Annotated in this window: 24 protein-coding genes; 4 read left to right on the top strand and 20 right to left on the bottom strand. The window is 60.5% G+C overall.

Annotation, left to right across the window (positions count from 1 at the left end):
- Positions 1–104: 104 nt before the first annotated feature.
- Genes gsiC through AC1RN6_RS01990 form a run of 4 tightly spaced genes read left to right on the top strand, consistent with a single transcriptional unit; the run spans position 105 to position 3,907 of the window.
- Complete coding sequence (gsiC, locus tag AC1RN6_RS02005) at positions 105–1,025, top strand: glutathione ABC transporter permease GsiC (protein WP_493002669.1); 921 nt, start codon at positions 105–107, stop codon at positions 1,023–1,025.
- An 8-nt stretch (positions 1,026–1,033) separates the two neighbouring features.
- A complete protein-coding gene (gene gsiD / locus AC1RN6_RS02000; RefSeq protein WP_493002668.1) occupies positions 1,034–1,966 on the top strand; it encodes a glutathione ABC transporter permease GsiD in 933 nt (310 codons plus the stop codon).
- A 52-nt stretch (positions 1,967–2,018) separates the two neighbouring features.
- Positions 2,019–3,086 (top strand): DmpA family aminopeptidase, encoded by a 1,068-nt coding sequence (locus tag AC1RN6_RS01995; protein ID WP_493002667.1) that lies wholly within the window; start codon positions 2,019–2,021, stop codon positions 3,084–3,086.
- Complete coding sequence (locus tag AC1RN6_RS01990; RefSeq protein WP_493002666.1) at positions 3,083–3,907, top strand: M55 family metallopeptidase; 825 nt, start codon at positions 3,083–3,085, stop codon at positions 3,905–3,907. Before AC1RN6_RS01995 ends, AC1RN6_RS01990 begins: the two co-directional genes overlap by 4 nt.
- 98 nt (positions 3,908–4,005) lie before the next feature.
- On the opposite strand, the gene AC1RN6_RS01985 is transcribed toward AC1RN6_RS01990, so the two are convergent.
- From AC1RN6_RS01985 to AC1RN6_RS01890, 20 genes are all read right to left on the bottom strand, one after another.
- Entirely contained in the window at positions 4,006–4,668 is a 663-nt protein-coding gene (locus AC1RN6_RS01985; protein ID WP_493002665.1) for a DUF799 domain-containing protein, read from the bottom strand.
- An 11-nt stretch (positions 4,669–4,679) separates the two neighbouring features.
- Positions 4,680–5,039: a DUF4810 domain-containing protein gene (locus AC1RN6_RS01980; RefSeq protein ID WP_493002664.1), complete on the bottom strand. Its 360-nt coding sequence runs from the start codon at positions 5,037–5,039 to the stop codon at positions 4,680–4,682.
- Positions 5,040–5,053: 14 nt separating this feature from the next.
- Positions 5,054–5,749, bottom strand: coding sequence for a CsgG/HfaB family protein (locus tag AC1RN6_RS01975; RefSeq protein ID WP_493002663.1), 696 nt, complete (start codon positions 5,747–5,749; stop codon positions 5,054–5,056).
- A 350-nt stretch (positions 5,750–6,099) separates the two neighbouring features.
- Positions 6,100–6,723, bottom strand: coding sequence for a 4'-phosphopantetheinyl transferase family protein (locus AC1RN6_RS01970; RefSeq protein ID WP_493002662.1), 624 nt, complete (start codon positions 6,721–6,723; stop codon positions 6,100–6,102).
- Positions 6,724–6,781: 58 nt separating this feature from the next.
- Positions 6,782–7,231 carry an excinuclease ATPase subunit gene (locus AC1RN6_RS01965; RefSeq protein WP_493002661.1) on the bottom strand — a complete coding sequence of 150 codons (450 nt, stop codon included), beginning with the start codon at positions 7,229–7,231 and terminating at the stop codon, positions 6,782–6,784.
- 51 nt (positions 7,232–7,282) lie between these two features.
- Entirely contained in the window at positions 7,283–8,563 is a 1,281-nt protein-coding gene (locus AC1RN6_RS01960) for a beta-ketoacyl-ACP synthase (RefSeq protein WP_493002660.1), read from the bottom strand.
- The gene (fabG, locus tag AC1RN6_RS01955; RefSeq protein WP_493002659.1) at positions 8,560–9,306 is read right to left on the bottom strand and encodes a 3-oxoacyl-ACP reductase FabG; all 747 of its coding nucleotides are present in this window, start codon (positions 9,304–9,306) and stop codon (positions 8,560–8,562) included. The genes AC1RN6_RS01960 and fabG overlap by 4 nt, the downstream gene beginning before the upstream one ends.
- On the bottom strand, positions 9,303–9,770 hold the full coding sequence (locus AC1RN6_RS01950; RefSeq protein WP_493002658.1) for a hotdog family protein: 468 nt from the start codon (positions 9,768–9,770) through the stop codon (positions 9,303–9,305). Before AC1RN6_RS01950 ends, fabG begins: the two co-directional genes overlap by 4 nt.
- A 1-nt stretch (position 9,771) precedes the next feature.
- Positions 9,772–10,962 (bottom strand): beta-ketoacyl-ACP synthase, encoded by a 1,191-nt coding sequence (locus tag AC1RN6_RS01945; protein ID WP_493002656.1) that lies wholly within the window; start codon positions 10,960–10,962, stop codon positions 9,772–9,774.
- Entirely contained in the window at positions 10,959–11,531 is a 573-nt protein-coding gene (locus AC1RN6_RS01940; protein ID WP_493002655.1) for a DUF3261 domain-containing protein, read from the bottom strand. Before AC1RN6_RS01940 ends, AC1RN6_RS01945 begins: the two co-directional genes overlap by 4 nt.
- A complete protein-coding gene (locus AC1RN6_RS01935) occupies positions 11,522–12,760 on the bottom strand; it encodes an NAD(P)/FAD-dependent oxidoreductase (RefSeq protein WP_493002654.1) in 1,239 nt (412 codons plus the stop codon). The genes AC1RN6_RS01940 and AC1RN6_RS01935 overlap by 10 nt, the downstream gene beginning before the upstream one ends.
- On the bottom strand, positions 12,747–15,173 hold the full coding sequence (locus AC1RN6_RS01930; RefSeq protein WP_493002652.1) for an MMPL family transporter: 2,427 nt from the start codon (positions 15,171–15,173) through the stop codon (positions 12,747–12,749). Before AC1RN6_RS01930 ends, AC1RN6_RS01935 begins: the two co-directional genes overlap by 14 nt.
- The gene (locus AC1RN6_RS01925) at positions 15,166–15,795 is read right to left on the bottom strand and encodes an outer membrane lipoprotein carrier protein LolA (RefSeq protein WP_493002651.1); all 630 of its coding nucleotides are present in this window, start codon (positions 15,793–15,795) and stop codon (positions 15,166–15,168) included. The genes AC1RN6_RS01930 and AC1RN6_RS01925 overlap by 8 nt, the downstream gene beginning before the upstream one ends.
- Positions 15,792–16,256, bottom strand: a complete 465-nt coding sequence (locus AC1RN6_RS01920; protein ID WP_493002649.1) for an acyl-CoA thioesterase — start codon at positions 16,254–16,256, stop codon at positions 15,792–15,794. The genes AC1RN6_RS01925 and AC1RN6_RS01920 overlap by 4 nt, the downstream gene beginning before the upstream one ends.
- Positions 16,249–17,820 (bottom strand): HAL/PAL/TAL family ammonia-lyase, encoded by a 1,572-nt coding sequence (locus AC1RN6_RS01915; RefSeq protein ID WP_493002647.1) that lies wholly within the window; start codon positions 17,818–17,820, stop codon positions 16,249–16,251. Before AC1RN6_RS01915 ends, AC1RN6_RS01920 begins: the two co-directional genes overlap by 8 nt.
- Complete coding sequence (locus AC1RN6_RS01910; protein WP_493002645.1) at positions 17,807–18,805, bottom strand: lysophospholipid acyltransferase family protein; 999 nt, start codon at positions 18,803–18,805, stop codon at positions 17,807–17,809. Before AC1RN6_RS01910 ends, AC1RN6_RS01915 begins: the two co-directional genes overlap by 14 nt.
- Positions 18,802–19,590, bottom strand: a complete 789-nt coding sequence (locus AC1RN6_RS01905) for a glycosyltransferase family 2 protein (protein WP_493002644.1) — start codon at positions 19,588–19,590, stop codon at positions 18,802–18,804. The genes AC1RN6_RS01910 and AC1RN6_RS01905 overlap by 4 nt, the downstream gene beginning before the upstream one ends.
- Positions 19,587–21,365, bottom strand: a complete 1,779-nt coding sequence (locus AC1RN6_RS01900; protein ID WP_493002642.1) for an ApeI family dehydratase — start codon at positions 21,363–21,365, stop codon at positions 19,587–19,589. Before AC1RN6_RS01900 ends, AC1RN6_RS01905 begins: the two co-directional genes overlap by 4 nt.
- Positions 21,358–21,915 carry a COG4648 family protein gene (locus AC1RN6_RS01895; RefSeq protein WP_493002641.1) on the bottom strand — a complete coding sequence of 186 codons (558 nt, stop codon included), beginning with the start codon at positions 21,913–21,915 and terminating at the stop codon, positions 21,358–21,360. The genes AC1RN6_RS01900 and AC1RN6_RS01895 overlap by 8 nt, the downstream gene beginning before the upstream one ends.
- Entirely contained in the window at positions 21,902–22,180 is a 279-nt protein-coding gene (locus AC1RN6_RS01890) for an acyl carrier protein (protein ID WP_493002639.1), read from the bottom strand. Before AC1RN6_RS01890 ends, AC1RN6_RS01895 begins: the two co-directional genes overlap by 14 nt.
- Positions 22,181–22,188 lie beyond the last annotated feature (8 nt).

Raw genomic sequence — 22,188 nt, 5'->3', positions numbered from 1 at the left:
TCGGACAAGCCAGCGCGGCAAACGAATTTTCAGCGGAGCGGCGTATGGCCCACACCGGTCAAGGACGCCGCTTCCCGAGTTGTTGAATCATTGCAGGACGCGCCATGTTTTCTTATGTTTTAAAACGTCTTCTGGGCCTGATCCCGACCTTGTTGCTGGTCGCGGTGATGGTGTTCCTGTTCGTCCACCTGTTGCCCGGCGATCCGGCGCGACTGGCCGCCGGTCCGGAAGCCGATGAGACGACCGTGGCGCTGATCCGCGCCGACCTCGGTCTGGATCAGCCAATCCACAAGCAGTTCGTGCGCTTCTTCGTGAATGCGGCGCATGGTGATTTCGGCACGTCGCTGCGCAGCAAACTACCGGTCAGCCAGGAAATCATGGAGCGCTTCTGGCCGACTTTGTGGCTGACCGTGACCAGCATGGTCTGGGCAGTCATCTTTGGTTTATTCATCGGCGTTTTTTCAGCAGTCTGGCGTAACGAATGGCCGGACCGTGTCGGCATGACGCTGGCGGTGTCGGGGATTTCCTTTCCGCCATTTGCGCTGGGTATGGTGTTCATGGAAGTGTTCTCGGTGCAACTGGGCTGGCTGCCGACCGTCGGCGCCGACAGCTGGCGCCATTACATCCTGCCGTCGCTGACGCTGGGCGCCGGTGTGGCGGCGATCATGGCGCGCTTTACGCGCTCGTCCTTCATCGAAATCATGAAGGAAGACTTCGTCCGCACCGCGCGCGCCAAAGGTCTGACCGAGCGTATCGTGATCGCCAAGCACTGCCTGCGCAATGCGCTGATTCCGGTGGTCACGATGATGGGCCTGCAGTTCGGCTTCTTGCTGGGCGGCTCCATCGTGGTCGAGAAAGTCTTCAACTGGCCCGGCATGGGACGCCTGCTGATCGACGCCGTCGAGATGCGCGACTATCCGATCATCCAGGCCGAGATCATGCTGTTCTCGCTGGAATTCATTTTCATCAATCTGATTGTCGACGTGCTGTATGCCGTCATCAATCCGAGCATCCGTTACAAGTGAGGCAGAGCATGTCGACTTCCACTACCCCTGCCGCAAATACCGCCGCTGCAACAACCGCCGCTGCAACAACCGCAATAACGGCGGCCAAACCGATCCGCACGCCCTGGAGCGAATTCTGGCGCAAATTCAAGAAGCAGCCGCTGGCGCTGGTGGCCGGCGGCTTCGTGTTGGTCCTGGTGGTGATTGCGATTCTGTCGCCTTACATTTCGCCTTACGACGCTGAAAACTATTTCGACTACGACGCGCTCAATGCCGGCCCGTCGCTGCAACATTGGTTTGGCGTCGATTCGCTGGGACATGACATCTTCAGCCGTATTCTGGTCGGCACGCAGTTGTCGCTGGCGGTAGGTTTCTCATCAGTGGCGGTGGGCGCCATCGTCGGGACCTTCCTCGGGCTGGTCGCCGGCTACTACGAAGGCTGGGCTGATCGCGTCATCATGCGCATCTGCGACGTGCTGTTCGCTTTCCCGGGCATCTTGCTGGCGATTGCGATTGTGGCGATTCTCGGCAACGGCATGACCAACGTGATCATTGCGGTGGCGATTTTCAGCATTCCGGCGTTTGCCCGGCTGGTGCGCGGCAATACGCTGTCGCTCAAGCAACTGACCTATATCGAAGCGGTGCGCAGCATCGGCGCCAACGACATGACGATCATCCTGCGTCACATTTTTCCGGGCACGATTTCTTCCGTGGTGGTGTATTTCACGATGCGTATCGGCACCTCGATCATCACGGCTGCGAGCTTGTCCTTCCTCGGTCTGGGTGCACAGCCGCCGACGCCGGAGTGGGGCGCCATGCTCAATGAAGCGCGCGCCGACATGATGACGTCGCCGCATATCGCAATCTTCCCGAGTCTGGCGATTTTCCTGACGGTGCTGGCGTTCAACCTGCTGGGCGATGGCCTGCGCGATGCGCTGGATCCCAAGCTTGATCAGAAATAATCAACATCACTGACTGAAACCGAGAGCGCGGACATGGTCCGCCCGCAAGGCAATGAGCAACAATTTTCCTCCCCACATCGCTCCCCACATCGGCACGCTGCCCGCAGGCGCAGGCAACAGCATCGCCGATGTACCCGGCGTCACGGTCGGCCACTGCACGCTGAACTACGGCGGCATCCAGACCGGCGTGACCGTTGTGCGTCCGCATGGCGGCGACCTGTTCCGCGAAAAGATGCCGGCTGCCGCCGTCACCCTGAACGGCTTCGGCAAAAGTGTCGGCCTGATGCAGGTGGAAGAACTGGGTGTGCTGGAAACGCCGATTGCAATGACCAACACTTTTGCCGTAGGTGTGGTTGCGACCGCACAGACGCGGGCCGCGGTGGCGGACAATCCCGAAATCGGCCGCAGTCTGCCCAGCGTGAATCCGCTGGTGTTTGAATGCAACGACGGTTACCTCAACGATCTGCAAGCATTCTCCGTGGAAGAGCAGCACTACCTGCACGCACTGCAAAACGCATCCGACGTGGTTGTGCAGGGCGCCGTCGGCGCCGGTCGCGGCATGTCCTGCTTTGAACTCAAGGGCGGTATCGGCAGCGCCTCGCGCAAGGTCGCCATCGGTTCTGCCGGGTACACCGTCGGAGCACTGGTGCTGGCCAATTTCGGCAAGCTGGCGGATCTGATCATTTCCGGCGATCCGCTGGGACGCACGCTCAAGTGCATGCAAAAGAAAAACGTCGAGCCGGAGAAGGGTTCCATCATCATGCTGATCGCCACCGATGCGCCACTCGATGCACGCCAGTTGCGCCGCCTTGCCGCGCGCACCGGCGCAGGCCTGGCGCGTACCGGATCGGTGTATGGTCATGGCAGCGGCGATATCGCGTTGGCTTTTTCTACCGCGCAGACCGTGCCGCATCAAGTTGAGGCAACATCGCCGGCCATGCAATTCACCTGCTTGCACGACGGCTTGCTGGACCCCTTGTTCCATGCGGTTGCCGACAGTACCGAGCAAGCTATTCTTAACGCCTTGTTTTCTGCCGAAGCAGTCAAGGGGCGGGATGGAAACCAGCGCCGGACATTGAGCGAACTACTGGCCGAACTCGCCACCATGGAGCACGCATGAACGTACTGATTTCTGTCGACATCGAAGGCATTGCCGGTGTCTTCCATCCTGAACAGACACGTCCCGGCAACGGCGAGTACGAACGCGCCCGCCGCCAGATGACCGAAGAGGCCAACGCCGTCATTCGCGGCGCCCTGGCCGGCGGTGCGCAAGAGATCGTCGTCAACGACTCTCACGGCAGTTTCCGCAACCTGTTGCCGGACCTGTTGCATCCCGCTGCGCGCATGGTGCTCGGCAAACCGCGTGTGTTGGGCATGATGGGCGGCGTGGAAGGCCGCATCGATGCTGTCATGATGGTCGGCTATCACTCGCGCTCGCAGACGCGCGGCATCCTGGCGCATACGATCAACAGCTTTGCATTTTCACGCGTAGCGTTCAACGGCGTGGAACTCGGCGAAGCCGGCGTCTATGGCGCGCTGGCAGGCGAGTATGGCGTGCCGGTGATTTTCGGCAGCGGCGACGATGCATTTGTGGAAGAGACGCAGCCCTTGTTTCCCCATGCACACTTTGCTGAAATCAAGAAGGCTCACGGCGCCAACAGCGGTGATTCTCTCTCTCCGCAACAGGCCTGTATCTTGCTCGAAAAGAGCGCTCAGGAAGCCGTGCAGGCGGCGCGCTCCAGGCAGATGCCGAAGTACCGCATCGAAGTGCCGGTCACCTGCCGTCTGCAGGTACAGACGCCGGCGCTGACCGACTTGTTCTGTCAGTTGCCGATCGTGGAGCGGGTGGACGCGGTGACGCTGAAGTTCGATGCACCGACGGTGGAGTTTGCCGTGCGTGTGCTGAACAGTTTGTCGGCCATGTCGTTCATGTTGCGCTAGGTTTGCAGAATTCCAATGAAAAAAGCCGGATAGCAATCCGGCTTTAAATGTATCTGCGCATTGCGACGTTCGTCGATGCCGCGCGCTATACGCGATTTTTAATCGCTTTGATATTTTGGCGAACGCGGTCCGTACAGCATGCCGTTCTTGCGGCCGGCCATTAACAGGCGAGAGCTTGTAATACCTGCGATGTTGTAGCTGGCGTCGGTGCTGGTTGCAATGATCTGGTTCACGAGAGCGGAAACCAGCATGCCGACCAATCCATTATTGTTGCTCTGGTTTTCATTGCTCGACGCTGACGCTTGTCCGTTCCAGATCACTTTTCCGCTTCTCAGATCGATCAGCCTGGCTTCTGCCGTCACCATGGTTACGCTGTTGACGACGACATAGCTGGTGCCGTAGTTCTTGACGGTGACATACAAGCCGGCGTCCGCTCCAAAAATCTCGCGAAGTTTTGCCGGGGCTACTTCGTGAATGTCGGCAGCTGTCGTCAAACCGTTTTGCTTGAACGTTTCATCGACCAGGGTCACCGGCAGGACGTAATAGCCGGACTCTGCCAGCGGGTACGTCACTTGCGACATCATGCCGTAAGTCGCTGCGACCTCGGGCGAGTTATTCAGCGGCGGCAAGACCAGAATAGTACGTGGACGGCTTTCCTTGAATGCGGCGTAGTCATACGGTTTTTGTTGTGTCGCGCAGCCGGCTGCCAGCACCGCCAGCAGCAATGCTGCAGGGATTCCTTTGAATGTGGAGAATTGCATGAGAAGGCCTTTTATTTTTTGAATTTATTAAGCAGAAAGTCCATGTAAGGAGCCGATTCAGGGAAGAGTGTCTTCTCTGTCTGGAACTCCTGAACCACCATGTCATCCTTGCCGGCATTTGCATACAGCAAGCCCAGATGCGCGTGATAGCCCGGTGGCAGCGGCGTGCCCTTGGATCGATTTTTTTGCATGCTTTCTTCCAGCGCTGCAATCTGCTCTTCATTGCTCTTGGTATCGGCCTTGAAATATTGATACACCTGTTGCTGGTAATTGCCCCAGCCGTAAATAGGTTGTTGTTTGGTGACGCATCCCGTCAAGGCGAGCAAGGACAGCGGCAGAAGCAAGGCGAACCGATGGATTGTTTTTGTCATGATGATCTCCTCGCTTATTTGACCGGATTGGCTGTACCGACCGGGCGCCATGCACCGGAATCAATACCCGCGACGAGATTGTTGATCGCTTCACGAATCGCCAGATCCAGCACTTTGCCGTTCAGTGTGGAGTCATAGCTGGCAGTGCTGCCGAAGCCGATGATTTCACGATTCGACAAGCTGTATTCGCCTGCGCCTTGCGACGAATAAACGACTTGCGAAGTCGATACATTGACGATATTCAGATTGACCTTGGCATAGGCGACCTGCGATTTTCCGCGACCGAGAATACCGAACAACTGACGATCTCCGACTTCCTTGCGGCCGAATTCTGTGACGTCGCCGGTGACGACGAAGCTGGCGCCTTTGAGCGTTTGTGCCTGGTTATTGATTTTTGCTTCCTGGCTGATTTCCGCCATGTTGTCGCGATCAAGCACGTCGAAACGTCCGGTCTGTTGCAGATGCGTGATCAGGATCGTCTTTGCTTGTCCGCCAAGCCGGTCGACGCCATCGCTGAACAGGCCGCGCATGAAGCTGGAGCGATTGTCGAATTTGCCGACGGCGATTGCGCTGCGCGGACCTTGATAGGCGATTGTTGCAGCGACCGTCTGAGTAACGGGCACCACGCGGGATTGCTCTTCGGTGACGCAGCCGACGAGTGCGGCCACGGCAACCATGGTCGCAAGGACGGATGTTGTCTTTCTGGACATGTTGTAAAACCCCAAATTTTTATTGTTGATAAAGCATGATCTGGCAAGGCGCGGTCTGCAATTTCTTACTTCAGCCTGATGATGGCTGGAGCAATATCGATAGATTACCGGCTTGCCAATTTTTAACGATCGTTTGAGAAATCGTTATTTTCCCCACGGATTCGCCTGATGAAAATGTCGCCGTCGGCGACGTAATTTATGTGGCAAATCCAAGCATATATTTTTCTGCGGAAACGATTGTAGCCGAGTTCTTTCGTCCTGAAACACCCGTCTGCAAAGGTTTTTCACATACTTCCGAGTAGCTGGATTTTGTCGGCGGATCTTGAATCCGCGCAGATGGGAACGATCTTCTAGCGGCCTGGCATATCGTGGATATCATCGAGCTCGACGACATCGACTGCATCGAGAGGCGATGCGCAACACAGGCAAATCGACAGATGCGGGTGATCGATAACGCGGCAATTCCAAGCTTGCCCGCAAACCGTTTCGTCTGAACTGCCGGCGCTGTTGCAGCGTAATTTGTAGAATGCTTCTTTGCAGCTCCACAGATGGTAAAACGCTTCGGTACGACGCGTATCGGGCAATCCCGCCAGCCAGTGCTGTTCTGTCTCATCGAAGACCGCGCCACTCATTGCGGCAATATCGCGCGGGCGGGTGTTGTCTTCGATATCCAATCCCACGTGGCAGACAGTGCTGCTAACGCAGGCGATCCAGCCGTGGCTGTGCGACAAGCTGAAGTGGAAAGCAGGGGAGGAGTACGGTGCGGGAAGCTTCAGCAACGGCGCATTGCCTTCGCGTTCGGTGATGACGATATCCGCGGCGGCTACGCCAAGTGTTTTTTGTGCGGCATGCCGCAGCAGTATCCGTCCCAGCAGAAATTCTCGCGCCCGTTGCGGGCGGAGGAAGCGGGCATGACGTTCAAGCGCGCTATGCCCCAGGGAAGCACCAAGCGAAGCCAGTCCGGCTTCGCTCACCAGATCGCCGTTCAGCAGCCATAGCGTGGTTGCGGATGTCGGCGAAACAGCAGATATTTTATTTGTCTGCAATTTTGACAAAATCGCCCTTGAGCGCTACGCCGGCAACGAAAGCGCCTGCGTGGCATTCAAACTTGTCGGCACTGGCCATTTCGTCTTTCTTGTAATAGCTCACGATGTTGACCACCGCATTGGCACCCAGTTGTTTTGCGCGGGTTTCGAACGCCAGCAGCGCTGAAAGGAAGGCCCAGTTGCAGGCAACCTCGTCTGGTTTGCCGAAAGAATTGGTTTTGCGATTGGAAAAATCCGTTGCCAGTTTTTCCAGCACGGCAGGGTGTTTTTGGTCGGCAAAATAAAATTTCACTGCTCCACTAAGCTTTGCTTCTGCATCTTTGGTATTCAAGCCTTCTTCGATCGGGAGCTTGTATTGCGTGTCGCGGGCTTGAGCAGAAAATGCCGCAACAGCCAGCATGCAGAATGCAAACGAGAGGGAGATGATTTTCTTCATTGTGTATGCTCCTTGGTTTTGGTGAAGTGGATTCAATTCGGTGCTGCGTGTTTATACCCAGCGCTTGAAGATCAACGATGTATTGATGCCGCCGAACGCGAAGTTGTTCGACATGACATATTCGCAATCGAGCTTGCGGCCTTCGCCGGTCAGGTAATCGAGGTCGCCGCATTCGGCGTCGACCTTGCTCAGATTGATGGTCGGCGCGAACCAGCCATTGCGCATCATCTCAATGCTAAGCCAGGCTTCCAGCGCACCGCAGGCGCCGAGCGTGTGGCCCATGTAGCTCTTGAGCGAACTGATCGGCGTCTTGTTGCCGAACACGCGGGCGGTAGCGTTGGATTCGGCGACGTCGCCCTGGCGGGTGCCGGTGCCGTGCGCATTGATGTAACCGATCGCTGCAGGATCGAGAGCGGCGTCGGCCAGCGCCATGTCGATGGCGATCTTCATGGTGTCGGCATTGGGATTGGTGACATGGCTGCCGTCGCTGTTGGTGCCGAAGCCGACAATCTCAGCGTAGATGCGTGCGCCACGCGCCTGGGCATGCTCCAGGTCTTCCAGGATCAGCGTGCCCGCGCCTTCGCCCAGCACCAGGCCGTCGCGCTGCTCATCGAAGGGGCTGGGAGTGATGGCAGGCGTGTCGTTGCGCACGCTGGTGGCGTAGAGCGTATCGAAGACTGCTGCTTCGGTGGCGCACAATTCTTCCGAACCGCCGGCGATCATGGCGATCTGGCGGCCGCTACGGATGGCTTCGTAGGCGTAGCCGATGCCCTGGCTGCCGGAAGTGCAGGCGCTGGAAGTCGTGACGATGCGGCCGGTGACGCCGAAGAACACGCCCATGTTGACCGGCGCAGTGTGCGCCATCATTTTCAGGTAGGTGTTGGCGTTGATGTTCTTGGTGCTTTTTTCCGCAAACATCATGCTGAAGTCGGCGATGGCGCTCGGCGTGCCGGCGGAAGAGCCGTAAGCGATGCCGACTGCGCCGCTCTTGAGCAAGGGATCGTCGAGCAGGCCGGCGTCGGCCAGCGCCCATTCGCTGGCGCGGGTCGCCATCAGCGCAACGCGGCCCATGCTGCGGGTGGTTTTACGGTTGTAGCGATCGGATAATTCGAACGCTGCTGCCGGTGCGCCCAGGCGGGTATGCAAGCCGCTGTATTCATCCCAGCCCGGCATGCGCACGACGGCGTTGCGATAGCTGCGCAGACTTTCCAGCGCATGCTGCCAGTCGTTGCCAATCGGGCTGATGCCGGCCATGCCGGTGACGACGACGCGGCGTTCAGTAATTGTGCGGGTGGTGTGACCGACGTGATTGATATGACTGGTCGTGCTCATGCCAGACCTCCGTTGACCGAGATCACCTGACGCGTGATGTAGGCCGCGTCTTCATGCATCAGGAAGCTGACGGCGGCGGCGACTTCTTCCGGCTTGCCGGCGCGGCGGGCAGGAATCAGCTTGAGTACTTCTTCCATCGGCAGGTCTTGCGTCATGTCGGTGTCGATCAGGCCGGGCGCGACGCAGTTGACCGTGATGTTGCGCTTGGCCAGCTCCAGCGCCAGCGCCTTGGTGGCGCCGATGATGCCGGCCTTGGCGGCGCTGTAGTTGACCTGGCCGCGGTTGCCGACCAGGCCCGATACCGACGCCAAGGTGACGATGCGGCCCGGCTGGCGGCGCTGGACCATGGGCATGGTCAGAGGATGCAGGACGTTGTAAAAGCCGTCCAGGTTGGTCTTGAGGACGCTGTCCCAATCCTCGCCGGAGATGGAAGGGAAGGCATTGTCGCGTGCGATGCCGGCATTGCAGACCACGCCGTAATAGGCGCCGTATTGTTCAACGTCGCGCAGCAGGATTTCTGCCGTCTGCACCCGTTCGGCAATATCGAATTGCAGGATGCGCGCGGCACGTCCCAGCGCTTCGATGTCTTTGGCCACTGCTTCCGCGGCGTCGCGCCGGCTGTGGCAGTGCAGGACAATGTCATAGCCGTCGCGCGCCAGGCGCAGTGCAATGGCCTTGCCGATGCCCCGGCTGGAGCCGGTGACCAGAATGGTTTTCCCCGTTGTCGTTGTTACGCTTGTCATGCTTCGCTTTCCAGAAACGCTTTGGCGTCATGCGGCTGAAATACCGATACCGTCGCCTGCGCCAGTTGTTGTTGTGTACTGCTTTCCCTGATGATGCAGGAGAACGATCCCAGGCCGTTCTCCGCTTGTAATAATTGTTGCGCTTCCACCTGCAGGCAATCGCCGGCGACAAACCAGGAGCGGCTACATTCGTAGCGGCGCGCGCCCAGCAGGAAACCGATCTTGACCGGTTCGCCGCGCTGTTGCGCATGATAACCGGCGTAGGCGGCAATCGTCTGCGCCATGTATTCGATGCCGACCCAGGCGCCGACGCCGCGTTCGCCGTAGAACATGCTGTCGCCGGTGATGGTGACTTCCGCGCATAGCTTGTCGGCGTCGACGCTGATCACGCGATCCAGCAGCAGCATCGGAGCCGTGTGAGGGACGAGGGTGGCGATGGCGGGCAAATGCATCTCGGCGTTCATGTCAGCTTCTTCCAAAAATCAAGGCCGCGTTGCTGCCGCCGAACGCGAAGGAATTGCTCAGCACGTAGCGCGGCGGGTGACCGAGCGCCTTGCCGACATGGACCACGTTCAGCGCCGGCAAAGCAGGATCGGCCTGGCCGTCCCACAGATGCGGCGGCAGCAGGCCGGCCGGATTGTCGTCTTGCATGGTCAGCCAGCACAGGCCGGCTTCGATGGCGCTGGCGGCGCCCAAGGTATGTCCGGTGAAGGACTTGGTCGAACTGACCGGCGTTGCTGCGCCGAACAACTGATGGATCGCTTTCGATTCCATGGCGTCGTTCTGCAAGGTCGCGGTGCCGTGCAGATTGATGTAATCGATGTGTTCCGGCGTGATGTCGGCGCGTTGCATCGCTTGTCTGATGGCCAGCGCAGCACCTGCGCCTTCCGGGTCAGGAGCGGAAATATGATGCGCGTCGGACGACTCGCCCCAGCCGCAGAGGGCGACTGTCGCCGGCTCAGACGTCATGAGGAAAAGTGCGGCGCCTTCGCCGATGTTGATGCCGTGACGGTTGACGCTGAGCGGATTGCAGCGCCCGGCGCTGACCGAATCCAGCGCAGCAAAACCGGCGATGGTGAATTCGCACAGCGTATCCACGCCGCCGCTGATCACGGCGTCGCACAGGCCCATGTTGATGAGACGCGCGGCACTGGCCATGGCTTTGGCGCTCGACGAGCAGGCGCTGGAGTGGACATAGGCCGGGCCGCTTACGCCCAGTGTCGCTGCCAGTGCCGCCGCCGGCGAGCCGAGCTCTTGCTGGCCGTAGTGGAAATGGGAAGGGAAGGCGCCGTGCTTGACGTAGTGTTTGAAGGCAATCTCGCCTTCTGCAATGCCGGAGGTGCTGGTGCCCAGCACGATGCCGATGCGGTCGGGACCGAAGCGCGCGATCAGCGCGTCGACCTGAGGACGTATCCGCGCCAGTGCGGCTAATGCGAGGCGGTTGTTGCGGCTGCGCTCGCGCAGCGGCAGATGGTCGACGCCCGGCAACTCTGCATCGGTCAGGGCGATGCTGCCCACGTAGCGGGGGGCATCGTTGGACATATAGCGTTCGCTCGCATGCAAGCCGCTATCGCCCGCGAACAGGCGCTGCCGGATGCCGGCGTGCGTATCGCCGAGCGAGCAAATCATTCCCAGTGCATTCAGATAAATCGTCATGGTCCAGTGACAACCGATTGTATGGTCAGCTTGTAGTGATAGCGCAAATTGGTCAGGATCACCTTGCCGCCCCATGCTTTGCGGTCAGGATAATCGATTTGCGTGACCACTTCGCGATTCAGCAGCAAGGTCCGCTGCATGTCCTTCTCCTCCAGCTCCCAACCGTCCGGCAGCGCTGCGCGGATGGCGGCAACGGGCCACAGCGTCAGTTGCACATCTTGCAACACGTCTTCGCCCTGTACCTCCTTGGGCAGCATGAAATGACGCCAGGTCTTCAGCTCTTTGCCATCGTAATGCAAGGACATGACACGCTGGCCGAAAGCCAGGCCGACCAGGTCGAGATGGTCGGGTTCGATTTCGAGCACGGTGTCGATGTCGTCGGTACGGCCGGCGCGTTCCACGGTCAGATGCTGCTGCAGGCTGAGGGAGGTGCCCAGCGATGCCGGTGACAGTTGCAGATGCAGGCGTGCCGATGCAACTGGCGGCTCAGGCGGGGTGGCCGGTGTCGTCGAGCACGCCGGCAACAGGAATGCCGCCATGACGGGAAAAATTGCCGGGCTCAGGCGCATATGCTTTCCAGTGCGGTCAGGCGGCGCTTGCTTTCGGCGACGAAGGGGTTGCTCTGGTCCCAGGCGTAGCCTGCCAGGATGGAGGAAATCATGCGGCGGATCGCCGGCTCCTGGTTCTCGTGGAAGATGACCTTCTGGAAACCGCCCGCATACCAGGACTCAACGAAGGTGCGGAAGGTGTCGACGCCGTTCTTCAGTGGTTTTGCATAGTCGTTTTCCCAATCCACTGTTTCTCCGGCGAGCATGCGTGTCAGGGTATCGGTCGCCAGGCTGGCGGATTTCAGCGCAATCGTCACGCCCGATGAAAAAATCGGATCGAGGAATTCTCCGGCGTTGCCGAGCAGAGCGTAGTTCTTGCCCCACAGCGACGTTACGTTGGCGGCATAGCCGGAGATGTTGCGCGCCGGGGTATCCCACTCGGCGTGTTGCAGCAGTGCGCGCAGGGCATTGTCTTGCATGGCCAGCGTGCGCAACTTTGCCGTCTCGTCGCCGGCGACGTCGTTGAGGAAGGACGATTCCGCCACCACGCCGATGGAGCAGCGGCCGTGCGCAAACGGGATCAGCCAGTACCAGACGTCATGGTGTTCCGGATGAATGGTGATGCGAATCTTGTTGCGATCGAATTGCGGATCGCGGATGCCGTCGGCGATATGCGTGAAGTAAGCGCCGCGCAAGGGGAAGCCGGAGGGCCGCTCAAGATCGAGCAGGCGCGGCAGCACGCGGCCGAAGCCGCTGGCGTCGAGGATGAAGCGCGATTCGATGGTGTATTCCCGGCCGTCGGCGTCGCGTACTTGCGTGCGCGGACGTTCGCCTTCCAGGTCGACCGCAGTCACGGTCTGGCGATAGCGTATCTCGGCGCCTTGCAATTCAGCCTGCTGTGCCAGCAGATGATCGAAGTCGGCGCGCTGCACCTGATAGGTTGTGCCCCAGCCGGAGGAATGCTTGTCGCGGAAATCGAAAGCGGTGTGGCGGTCGCCGCAGACGAAGGACGCGCCATTCTTGAATTGGAACCCGTGTTCCACGACGGCTTGCAGCATGCCGGCCTGTTCCAGATAGGCCATGCTTTGCGGCAGCAGGCTCTCGCCGATGGAAAAGCGCGGAAACTGTTCGCGCTCAATGACCAGCACCTGATGGCCGCGACGGCGCAGCAAAGCAGCGGCAACTGCACCGGCAGGGCCTGCGCCGATGATCAGGATGTCGTGTTGCTCGATATTGCTATTTGGTGTCATAAGTTGGCGGCTGCAAGCCGGCGAAACAGGGTGAAGTAAGCCAGACCAGGGCCATGCCGATCAGCATGGTCAGCCCGAATGCATGCAACGGAGGGCTGCTGCTGAGAGCAAGCAATCCGAAGGAGAGCAGGGCGCTGATCGCCGACAAGCCAACCGTCAGCCAGGCGAAGCGCCGATGACGCTCCGTGGGTTCCTGCAGGAAAATGCCGTAATCGACGCCCAGTCCCAGCAATAACAGACACGCCAGAACATGGAATAGTTGCAGCGGCTGGCCGATGACGCCGAACAATGCCAAAGTCGCCAGCGTCGCCAGCAAAGGAGGCGCAATCGCACGCCACGCGGCACGGCGATAGCGCAAGGACAGCAATATGAAAATGGTGGCGTAGGCCGCCAGCAAGGCCCATGTCATGTACTGCCGGTAATAGCTCAGCACGGACGAAATATCTGCCACCTTGTCGACCCACTGCACGCCATCGATTTTTGGCGCTACGTCTGCCAGCACCTGCAATTGGCGATAATCGCTCAGGCCGCGCACCGCGACGATGCTGGCGTATTGGCCGCCAGTCTTGCCCAGCCACAGATGGCGCCAGGGTTGGCCGGCGGGCGAGGCGATGAAGGTATCCGGCAGCAAGGGTTTGTTCTGTGCGAGCAAGCGCTGCCGCAGGTCTTGTTGCCATTGCGCGCTCTCATCGATGGCGGTCGCGATGGCGGCAAGCGCACCTTGCGGCGCCAGCAATTTGTCGGCTACCAGATCGTGATCGGCGTGCTGTTGCTGTTGCGACGGCACCCAGTTGGAAACGGCCTGCACGCCGCTGATCAGTTTTTTATCGACGGCGGCCTGCAATTGCCGTTTCAGTTGTTCTTCGCGTTGCAGGACGATCTCCGCAGAGTCGCCGCGCACCAGATAGAACTGGGCGGGCGTCGGCGTGTCGAGCAGTTTGCCGAGCTTGATCTGATCGTCGAGCAGGTGTTGCGGCGTCTTTTGCAAGGCGCGGATATCGTCGCTGACCTTCAGGCGCATCAGTCCGGCAACGGCAAACACGATGAACACCGCCAGCAAGACGAAGCCGATACGGTTGAAGCGGAACTGCGGCCATTTGCTGATGCTGTGGCTGTAACGGTCCGCCAGCGCGGTGCTGCGCAAGCTGTCGGCATGGATCAGCGCCGGGAACCACAGGATCACGGTCAGCCAGGCAAACAGTAATCCCAGTACCGAGAACACCGCCATCTGGCGCAGTCCCGGGAAAGGCGTCAGCGCCATGCCGAGATAGCCGATCACTGCCGCCAGCAGCATCAGGCCGAGGCCGGGCAGCAAGCGGCGCAGCAGTTGGCGCGAATCCATGTGCTGGTCCGTGCCAAGGCGCGCGCATAGAAAATAAATCGCATAGTCCTGCGCGATGCCGACCAGGCTGGCGCCGAACACCAGCGTCAGCAAATGCAAACGGCCGAACAGCAGCCAGCTCACCGACAAGGCGCCGAGGCAGCCGATGGCGATCGACAACGCAATCAGCGCAATCGGCTTGAGCGAACGGAACGTCAACCACATCAGCAACACGATGCCGATCAGCGAGCCGGCGCCGATGGTGGTCATTTCACTGCTGGCCTGCCGGCTGCCGGCAGCGGCGTGGAGGATGACGCCGGCGGTGATGACTTCGGCATCCGGCACGGATTGTTTCGCCGCCCGGGTGGCCTGATCGAGCAGGGGAATGACTTGTTCCTGAGCGGAGATCGAGAATGCCGAGGGTTGCAGGTTCATCAGCAGCAGGACATACGAGCGTCCTCCGCTTTCCACGAACAGGCGGCCGTCGCGCGGGCGCACCGGGGTTTCTTGCGCGCGCGCCTGCATCCAGCCGCTGAACAGGCCGAAGGGATCGTCCTGCCATGCACCCAGTTTGGGACCGCCGCTGCCGAACATGCCGTACATCGCGCTCAGCGCCAACTGGCTCCATTGCTGCGGCGAGTCCTGATGCAGTTTGTCGCGTTGTTCCTGCGTGAGCAGCATCAGGCGGCTGTGGTCGAAGGTCGACAGCCACGCGCCTTGCAATTGCGCAGCGTCGCCCGCCATGGGTTGCAGCAGCGACGGCTGTTTGCCGATGACCGTTTCGTATGCCGATGCGGATTGCATGGCCTTGTCCCAGTCGCGTTCGCCGACAAGGACCACGACTTTTTGCTGGGCGCTGTCGACCATGTGGGCAAAGGCTTGCTGCATTACGTCGTCATGGCGTGATGACGGCAGCAGGGCCAGGATGTCGGTGTCCGGACTGACGCGCTGGACCAGCCACAGATACGCGTTATGACCCAGCAGCAGCGCGACGACCAGCAGCCATGCCAGCGCCAGGCCGCGCAGCGCCTTGGGTTTGCCAGGCGCAGTCGTTGTCGATGAACCGGCGTCGCTGTCGGCGCGTTCAGTCAAACATGGCTCCTTCTTCCGGCGTCATGGCCTTGTCGCCGGTCTGGATGTTGGAGAAGACGATATCGGTATGGTCGCCCGAGGCTTCCTGCATGGTGACCTTGTTGACGTAGGCGCCGCCATCCAGCTGAATGTCGCCGATGGCTTTGGCCAGGCCCGGCTCGCGCGCCTTGAGGGCGACATGCCAGTTGCCGTTCCTAATGGCGCCGTCCAGTTCAAACAGCTTGTCGAGCTGGCTCAGGTCACCCGCCAGCAGCGAGAACAGCACGTTGTTGATCATCTTGACGACGGGTTCCTGCTGGGCGTCGAGGCGCATGGCGACGCGGCCGTTCTGCATCTGCACGATGGCGTTGCGCGTGATTCGCAAGGTGCTCGGGAAGGGCTGCAGGGTTTGCCACAGGATGCCCTTGCCGGAGGCGACACAGAAACGTCCGTTCGACAGCAGCGGTTTCTTGATGCCGGTCAGTTGCTTGGTCTGGTCGAAGCGGCCGCACATGACGGCAGGCTTGGCCAAGGTGGCCTGGATCTGGGCGACGGGTGCGGCAGCATTGGAGTTTGCTGTGGCGGCGCAGAATGCCGCCGTCACGGTCAGCGTTCCCAGTACTTTGCGGAGAGAAAAAATCATGTCGGTTCCGGATAAGGTAAGTCCAGCTTTTGCCACAGAACGCGTGGGCTGACGAAGCACATTTCGCGCTTGTCCATCTGCACCGCCACCTGCGTGCTGACGCCGCGCGTGAGGCGCTGGCCGCTGGCGGCATCGGTCACCAGATATTCCATCTTCAGACGGTTTTCCCATTCGGTGATGGCGGCGCGTACCTTGATGCGCTGGCGAAAAGTGGCGGGGTTGGAGTAACGCACCTGGAGGTCGATGATGGGCCACATGTAGCCGGATTCCTTCATTGCCGCATAGTTGTAGTCGATCTGGTCGAGCAGCGCGCAGCGGGCGGCTTCGAAGTATTCGATATAGCGGCCGTGCCAGACCACTTCCATCGGATCGAGGTCGTAGAACTGGATCTGCAGCTCGACCTCGGCCTGCCACGGTGAATTGGCGAGCGTGATCTTGCCGTCGGCGGGCAGCTTAGTCATACAGGCTCCAGGCGCGCTCGCGGATGCGTTGCAGCAGCAGGCGCAGATCCGGTTCCAGCATGCGGTCTTCGGCGACTGGTGCGATGTCGGCGGCGAGGGCTGTCTGCATGGCTGCGAGACGGCCGCCGGGCAAGTCGGCCAGCGGTGTTTCCGGTTGCAATTCGCTGCGCAGCCAGACGCCCTGGCGTACGGTGATCAGCAGCGCGGCGACCACTTGTTCAGTCAGTTCCAGCACGCGCAGGCAGTCGCGCGCAGCGATGGTGCCCATGCTGACCTTGTCCTGGTTGTGGCATTCGGTCGAGCGCGAGAAAACCGAAGCCGGCATGGTCAGTTTCAGCGCTTCGGCGGTCCAGGCGGAGGAGCTGATCTGCAACGCCTTGAGGCCGTGGTTGATGGCCGCGCGCGGACCCTTGGCGCCCGACAGATTGGACGGCAGGCCGTTGTTGTAGCGGCTGTCGACCAGCAGCGCCATCTGGCGGTCGAGCAGGTCGGCGATGTTGGCCACGGCATTCTTCATGCTGTCCATGGCGAAGGCGATATGGCCGCCGTAGAAATGGCCGCCGTGCAGCACGCGCTCGTTATCCGGATCGATAATGGGATTGTCGTTGGCGCTGTTGAGTTCGTTCTCGATATTGCTGCGCAGCCATGGCAGCGCATCGGTCAATACGCCGATGACGTGCGGTGCGCAGCGGATCGAGTAGCGGTCTTGCAGGCGCTTTTCATTGCGCAGCGGCTGATCGCAGGCGAGGTCGGTCTGCAGCCAGCCGGCGACTTGCTGCTGGCCCGGATGCGGCTTGACCGAAAACAGCGTGGCGTCGAAATGGTGGGCGTTGCCGTCCAGCGAGAAGCTGGCCATGGCGGTGATGCGCGTGGCCACCTGGCACAGATATTCGGCGCGTTGGTAGGCCAGGCAGGCCAGTGCAGTCATGACGGCGGTGCCGTTCATGATCGCCAGCCCTTCTTTCGGACGCAGGCGCAGCGGCGTCATGCCGGCGGCTTGCAGGGCGGATGCCGCATCGACTTGTTCACCGTTCTTCCAGACCTGGCGTTCGCCGCACAGCACGGCGGCGAGATACGACAGCGGCGTCAGGTCGCCGCTCGCGCCGACCGAACCTTCAGATGGAATCAGCGGCAGCAGGTCGTTTTGCAGCAAGCCTTCGATCTGCTTGAGCAAGCCGACGCTGACGCCCGAATAGCCCTTGCTGAGCGAGGTCAGGCGCGCCGCCAAAATGGCGCGCGTCTGTTCCGGGGTGAACACGCTGCCCAGGCCGCAGCCGTGATACGTATAGAGATGGTGCGGCAGTTCGGCGATCAGCTCCGGCGGCACGGTCACGGTGCACGAGTCGCCGTAGCCGGTGGTGACGCCATAGACGGTGCCGTCTTCGCGCAGCAGGCGATCGAGGAAATCGGCGCCACGCTGGATGCGCGCCAGGAAATCAGGTGCATCGGACAACGCGGCATGTGCGGAGCCTTCGGCGATGGCGTTGACCTGTTCGATGGTCAGCGGGGTTGCGCCGAAAGTGACAAAGTCGGCTGCAGCAACCGGGGATTTAGTGTTTGGCATCGTGGTTATCCAATGTGGGCAGAGCCCAGAAATCGTAAAAGTTGAACCATTGCAGCGGCGCTTGCAGGCAATGGTGTTCCAGGCGTGCGGCATAGTCGGCCGCGAGTTCACCGAGCAGTTGGTCGCGCTGCTTGCGCGGCAACTGGATCTGATCACGAAAGCCTTCAAAACAAAGTTCTGCGCCGTCGCGCGTGCGACGCGAGAACATCAGAAAAACCGGGCAATGCAACAGGCTTGCCAATACGTAAGGGCCGATGGGGAAGGGCGCCGCCTCTCCCATGAAGGGCGCCAGCGCCACGCGCGGATTGGGCGACACCGGAACCCGGTCGCCGGCGATGACGACAAATTCGCCCTGTGCAACCTTGTCGGCCAGGATCACGGCGGTGGCCGGCGTCATCTCGGTGACCTGCATCAGGTTCATCTGGCTGCTTGGATCGAGCTGGGCCAGCATGTTGTTGAAGGCTTGCGCATGCTTGGTATGCACCAGCACCGTCAGCCTGACGTTGGGATGCCGGCGGCCGAGCAGGCGGCATAATTCCAGATTGCCCAGATGCGTGCAGATCATGAGTCCGCCACGGCCTTGTGCCGCGGCTTCGGTGATCAGCGCGCCGCCATGCACCCGCACCTTGTCCATCGGGAACAGACCGCCCCACAGCAGCATCTTGTCGAGCAGGCTCTCGCCGAATGCCGCGAAATGGCGGAATGCGCCGCGCAGGCCGACCGGCGTTGCCAGCGTCGGATGCGATGCGTGCAGATGGGCAAGGTAATCGAGGGACGCTTTGCGCGCCACCGGATTGCGCGCCATGTACCACACCAGCACCGGATACAGCATCAGCCGGAACGGCCAGCGGCCGAACAGGCGATAGACGGCAAACAGCAGACGCATGCCGGCCACGAAACTGACTTCGTTGATTTGCGCCCAATGCTTGCCGGACCGATGCGGGGGCGAGGGGGGCATGGCCTGCGTTTCTTTACTTGCGCTCATTGCGACGCCGTCCCTCGTGCGGTGGCGAAAAGCTTACGCCTCAGCAGCAACGGTGATCGGAGCAACATGCCGAAGAACAGCACGGTGTGCATGCGAGAAATCAGGACGTTGTCGAGCCAGATTTTGAAATGCGATACGCCGTCCGACGGATAGCGTACGCGCGTTGGCAGATTCACTATCGGTACGCCGCGCCAGTGCAGGCGCACCAGAATCTCCGTATCGAAGTCCATGCGGCTGCCGATTTTCTGTGTCGCGGTCAAGGCTGTGACGGCCGCCAGCGGATAAATGCGAAAGCCGCACATCGAATCGCGGATGTCGAAAGACAAGGTATTGATCCAGACCCAGACATGCGTCAGGTAGCGCGCATACAGGCGGCCTTTCGGCACGCTCTCGTCGTAGATCGGGCAGCCGCTGATCACTGCGCGCGGGTGCGCAACGCAGGACGCAACGAAGCGCGGGATGTCCGCCGTATCGTGCTGACCGTCAGAGTCGATCTGCAAACCATGGCTATAGCCTTGTTCGGCCAGATACCGCAAGCCGGTCATGACCGCATCGCCTTTGCCGCGATTGACGCTGTGGCGCAGTAGCGTGACTTGCCGGGGCGCGTCTGCCGCGAGCTGGTCGAGCACGGTGGCGCATGTGGTGTTGCTGCCGTCGTCGACCAGCACGCAATGCAGGCCATGTTGCAACACCGCTTCCAGCACGCCAGGGATGGCGCGCTCGTGGTTGTAGACGGGGATGACGATGCCGATTTTCGGCGTACTTGTTGCCGTCGTCGGATTCATGATGCCGCTCCCAAGAGAATGCGTCCGCTGGCATGCTGGCCGTCGGCGGAGTGCAGGCGGAATGCCAGCGCGCTTTTTTGAATGTCGTGCTCCAGTTCCAGGCTGACGGTGGCGCCGGGAACAATCACCCGCTGAAACTTCAGCGCCTGCATGCCGATGCAATCCAGCGGCAGGGACAGATATTGGTGCCCCAGTTCCAACGCCCAGTTCACTTGTGCAACGCCGGGCAAGATAGGCGCTTCAGGAAAATGGCCTTCGAAATACAGCAGGTTCTCCGGTACGCGCAGTTGCAGGGTGACCTGGGTTGCGGTGCGCTGCACCAGCGTATGTTCCGGCAGCAGCGGTCGTGCCGATCCCGGCGTTTGCGGCTCTTCCAAAAGCATGGTCAATGCCGCCAGCGTGGTCTTGCCTTGTGTGTTGGCCGGCATGGCGTCGAGATAGCGCCACATGCGCGGCAGCGCGACGCTCTCAATTGCATCTGCCAATACAGCGCGCAATTGCGTGTTGAGCGCTAGCTTGCCTTGTTGTTCCAGTACGCCGCGTCCCGCCGCGGTAAGGACCACGAAAGCGGCAATGCGATCGCGTTGGCCGTTTGCCTGATGCAGCATGACCCGTGCTTCCGCCGCGAGCGGCGATGCCAGCAGCAGGCGCTCGATCTGATCGAGCGAGATGCGTTTTTCTTCCAGCTTGACGATACGGTCGGCGCGGCCGCGCAGCGTAAATTTCCGCCCTTCGGAGAACTCCACCCGATCAGCCATGCGCAGCCAGTCGCTGTCGGGCAGATGCGGCGAGCGCACTTCCAGGCAATCGTGTTGGCTGTTCAAACGTACGTCGACATGCGGCATCGGCTGCCAGCGGTCGTCGCGCGCAGTACCGGAGACAGAAGCGGATACAGATGCGGGCAAGGGCTGGCGCCAGGCGATGCCGCCGGTTTCCGAGCTGCCGTAGATTTCGATCGGACTATGGCCGAATTGCTGATGCGTGACTGCTGCAACGTCGGGCAGCAGGGGGCCGCCGGACGAAAAGATGGCTTGCAGATGCGTGATGTCGGGTTGCACCGGGCTTTCCGGCAAGCGTTTCAGATGCGCCGGGCTGGATAGCAGCAGCCAGGGACGTAGCGGTGCGATCGCTGCCAGGTCTTCGGGGAAGAAAGCGCTGCGGGCATGGATTGCGCGGCCTGCGCACAGCGGCCACAGCACTTTGAACAGCAAGCCGTAGATGTGCTGGTGCGAGACCGTCGAGACGATTTCGGATGTGCCGACGCGCTCGCCGAACAGTGCATCGAGCGTGGCGACTTCGTTCGACATCTGCGAGAGTTTTTTCGGGATTGCTTGTGCGGCGCCGGTGCTGCCGGAGGTGTAGACCACCAGGCCGATGAAGTCGCCGTCCAGTTTGTTGCCGGATGCAACGGCGGGGGCAATGCTTTCTGAATCCGGCGAGGGGAGAGCCAACGGTTTCCATTCTTCCCCAAAATCGCCGATGAAGCCATCAACATCCGCAGCCAGTGCCTTGCACGTATCCGGCAAAGTGTCGCTCGGCAGATAAACCGTTTTGCCGGCTTGCCAGGCGCCGAACAGTGCTGCGGCGAAGGCGATCGTGTCCTGCATGTAGAGCGCAAAGTTGCGGCCGTCTCGGCTTGCCAGCAGATGGCGCCATTGCCCGGCTTCATTGCGGAATTGAGTGTTGCTGACGGCTTCGGTACTACGCCAGCCGACGAGATGGTCGCCGGCGCGCGTCACATGAGGCAGCGCCAGCATGTCGATGAATTCAGGCATGGTGATGACGCCTGACGTAAAAGCGCACGATGTATTCGCCGACGAACAGCACGCCCATCAGCACATAAGAAATCACGCCGGTATACAGCGACCAGATCGCTTCGGAAGCCCACACCGCCGTGGCAAAAGCAATGCCGCCATTGAGCGCAAAGAAGGCGCACCATACCTGCGTGACGCGGCGGGTGTAGGCAACAGCGAACGCCGGCAAATCCGGATCTTGCAGGCGTGCCAGCCGTTCGATGATGGACGGCGGGCGCACCAGGCTGGCGCCGAACAAAGCCAGCATGCCGAAGCTGACGATGACCGGATACAGCTTGAGAGGCAACAAGGCATTCCACAGCAGCGCCGGCGCAGCCAGCGCCAATGCCGCCAGGCTCATCCAGCGGTAGCGCTGGCCGAGTTTGAAGGTCAGCAGGCGCAATACCGCAACGGCGACCAGCGCCAGCGCCAGCATCCGCGGTTCCATCTTCCCGTGCGCGTACCAGATCAGCAGTGGATAGACCAGGATGATCAGCGTGGTCAGGATATTGGCGAAATCAGGCTTTTTCATCCGCCTGCAGCAGCGTCGCAATCACGTTGACCACATCCTGCACGGTGCGTACGGTGCGGAACACGTCGGGCTGGATACGCTTGCCGGTCATCTGGTTCAGTTTGACCACGATATCGACGGCGTCGATGCTGTCGATGTCCAGATCGGTGTAGAGGTTGGATTGCGGCGAGATATTGGCTTTGTCGAGTTCGAACATCTCATGCAGCATGTCGACGATCCAGACGTAGATCTCGTCCTTGTTCATGGTTGGCACTAAGGTTGTCATGGTGAGCC

The sequence above is a fragment of the Herbaspirillum sp. GW822-FHT03A08 genome (assembly GCF_058801885.1).
This window is presented reverse-complemented; position numbering and strand designations above follow the sequence as displayed.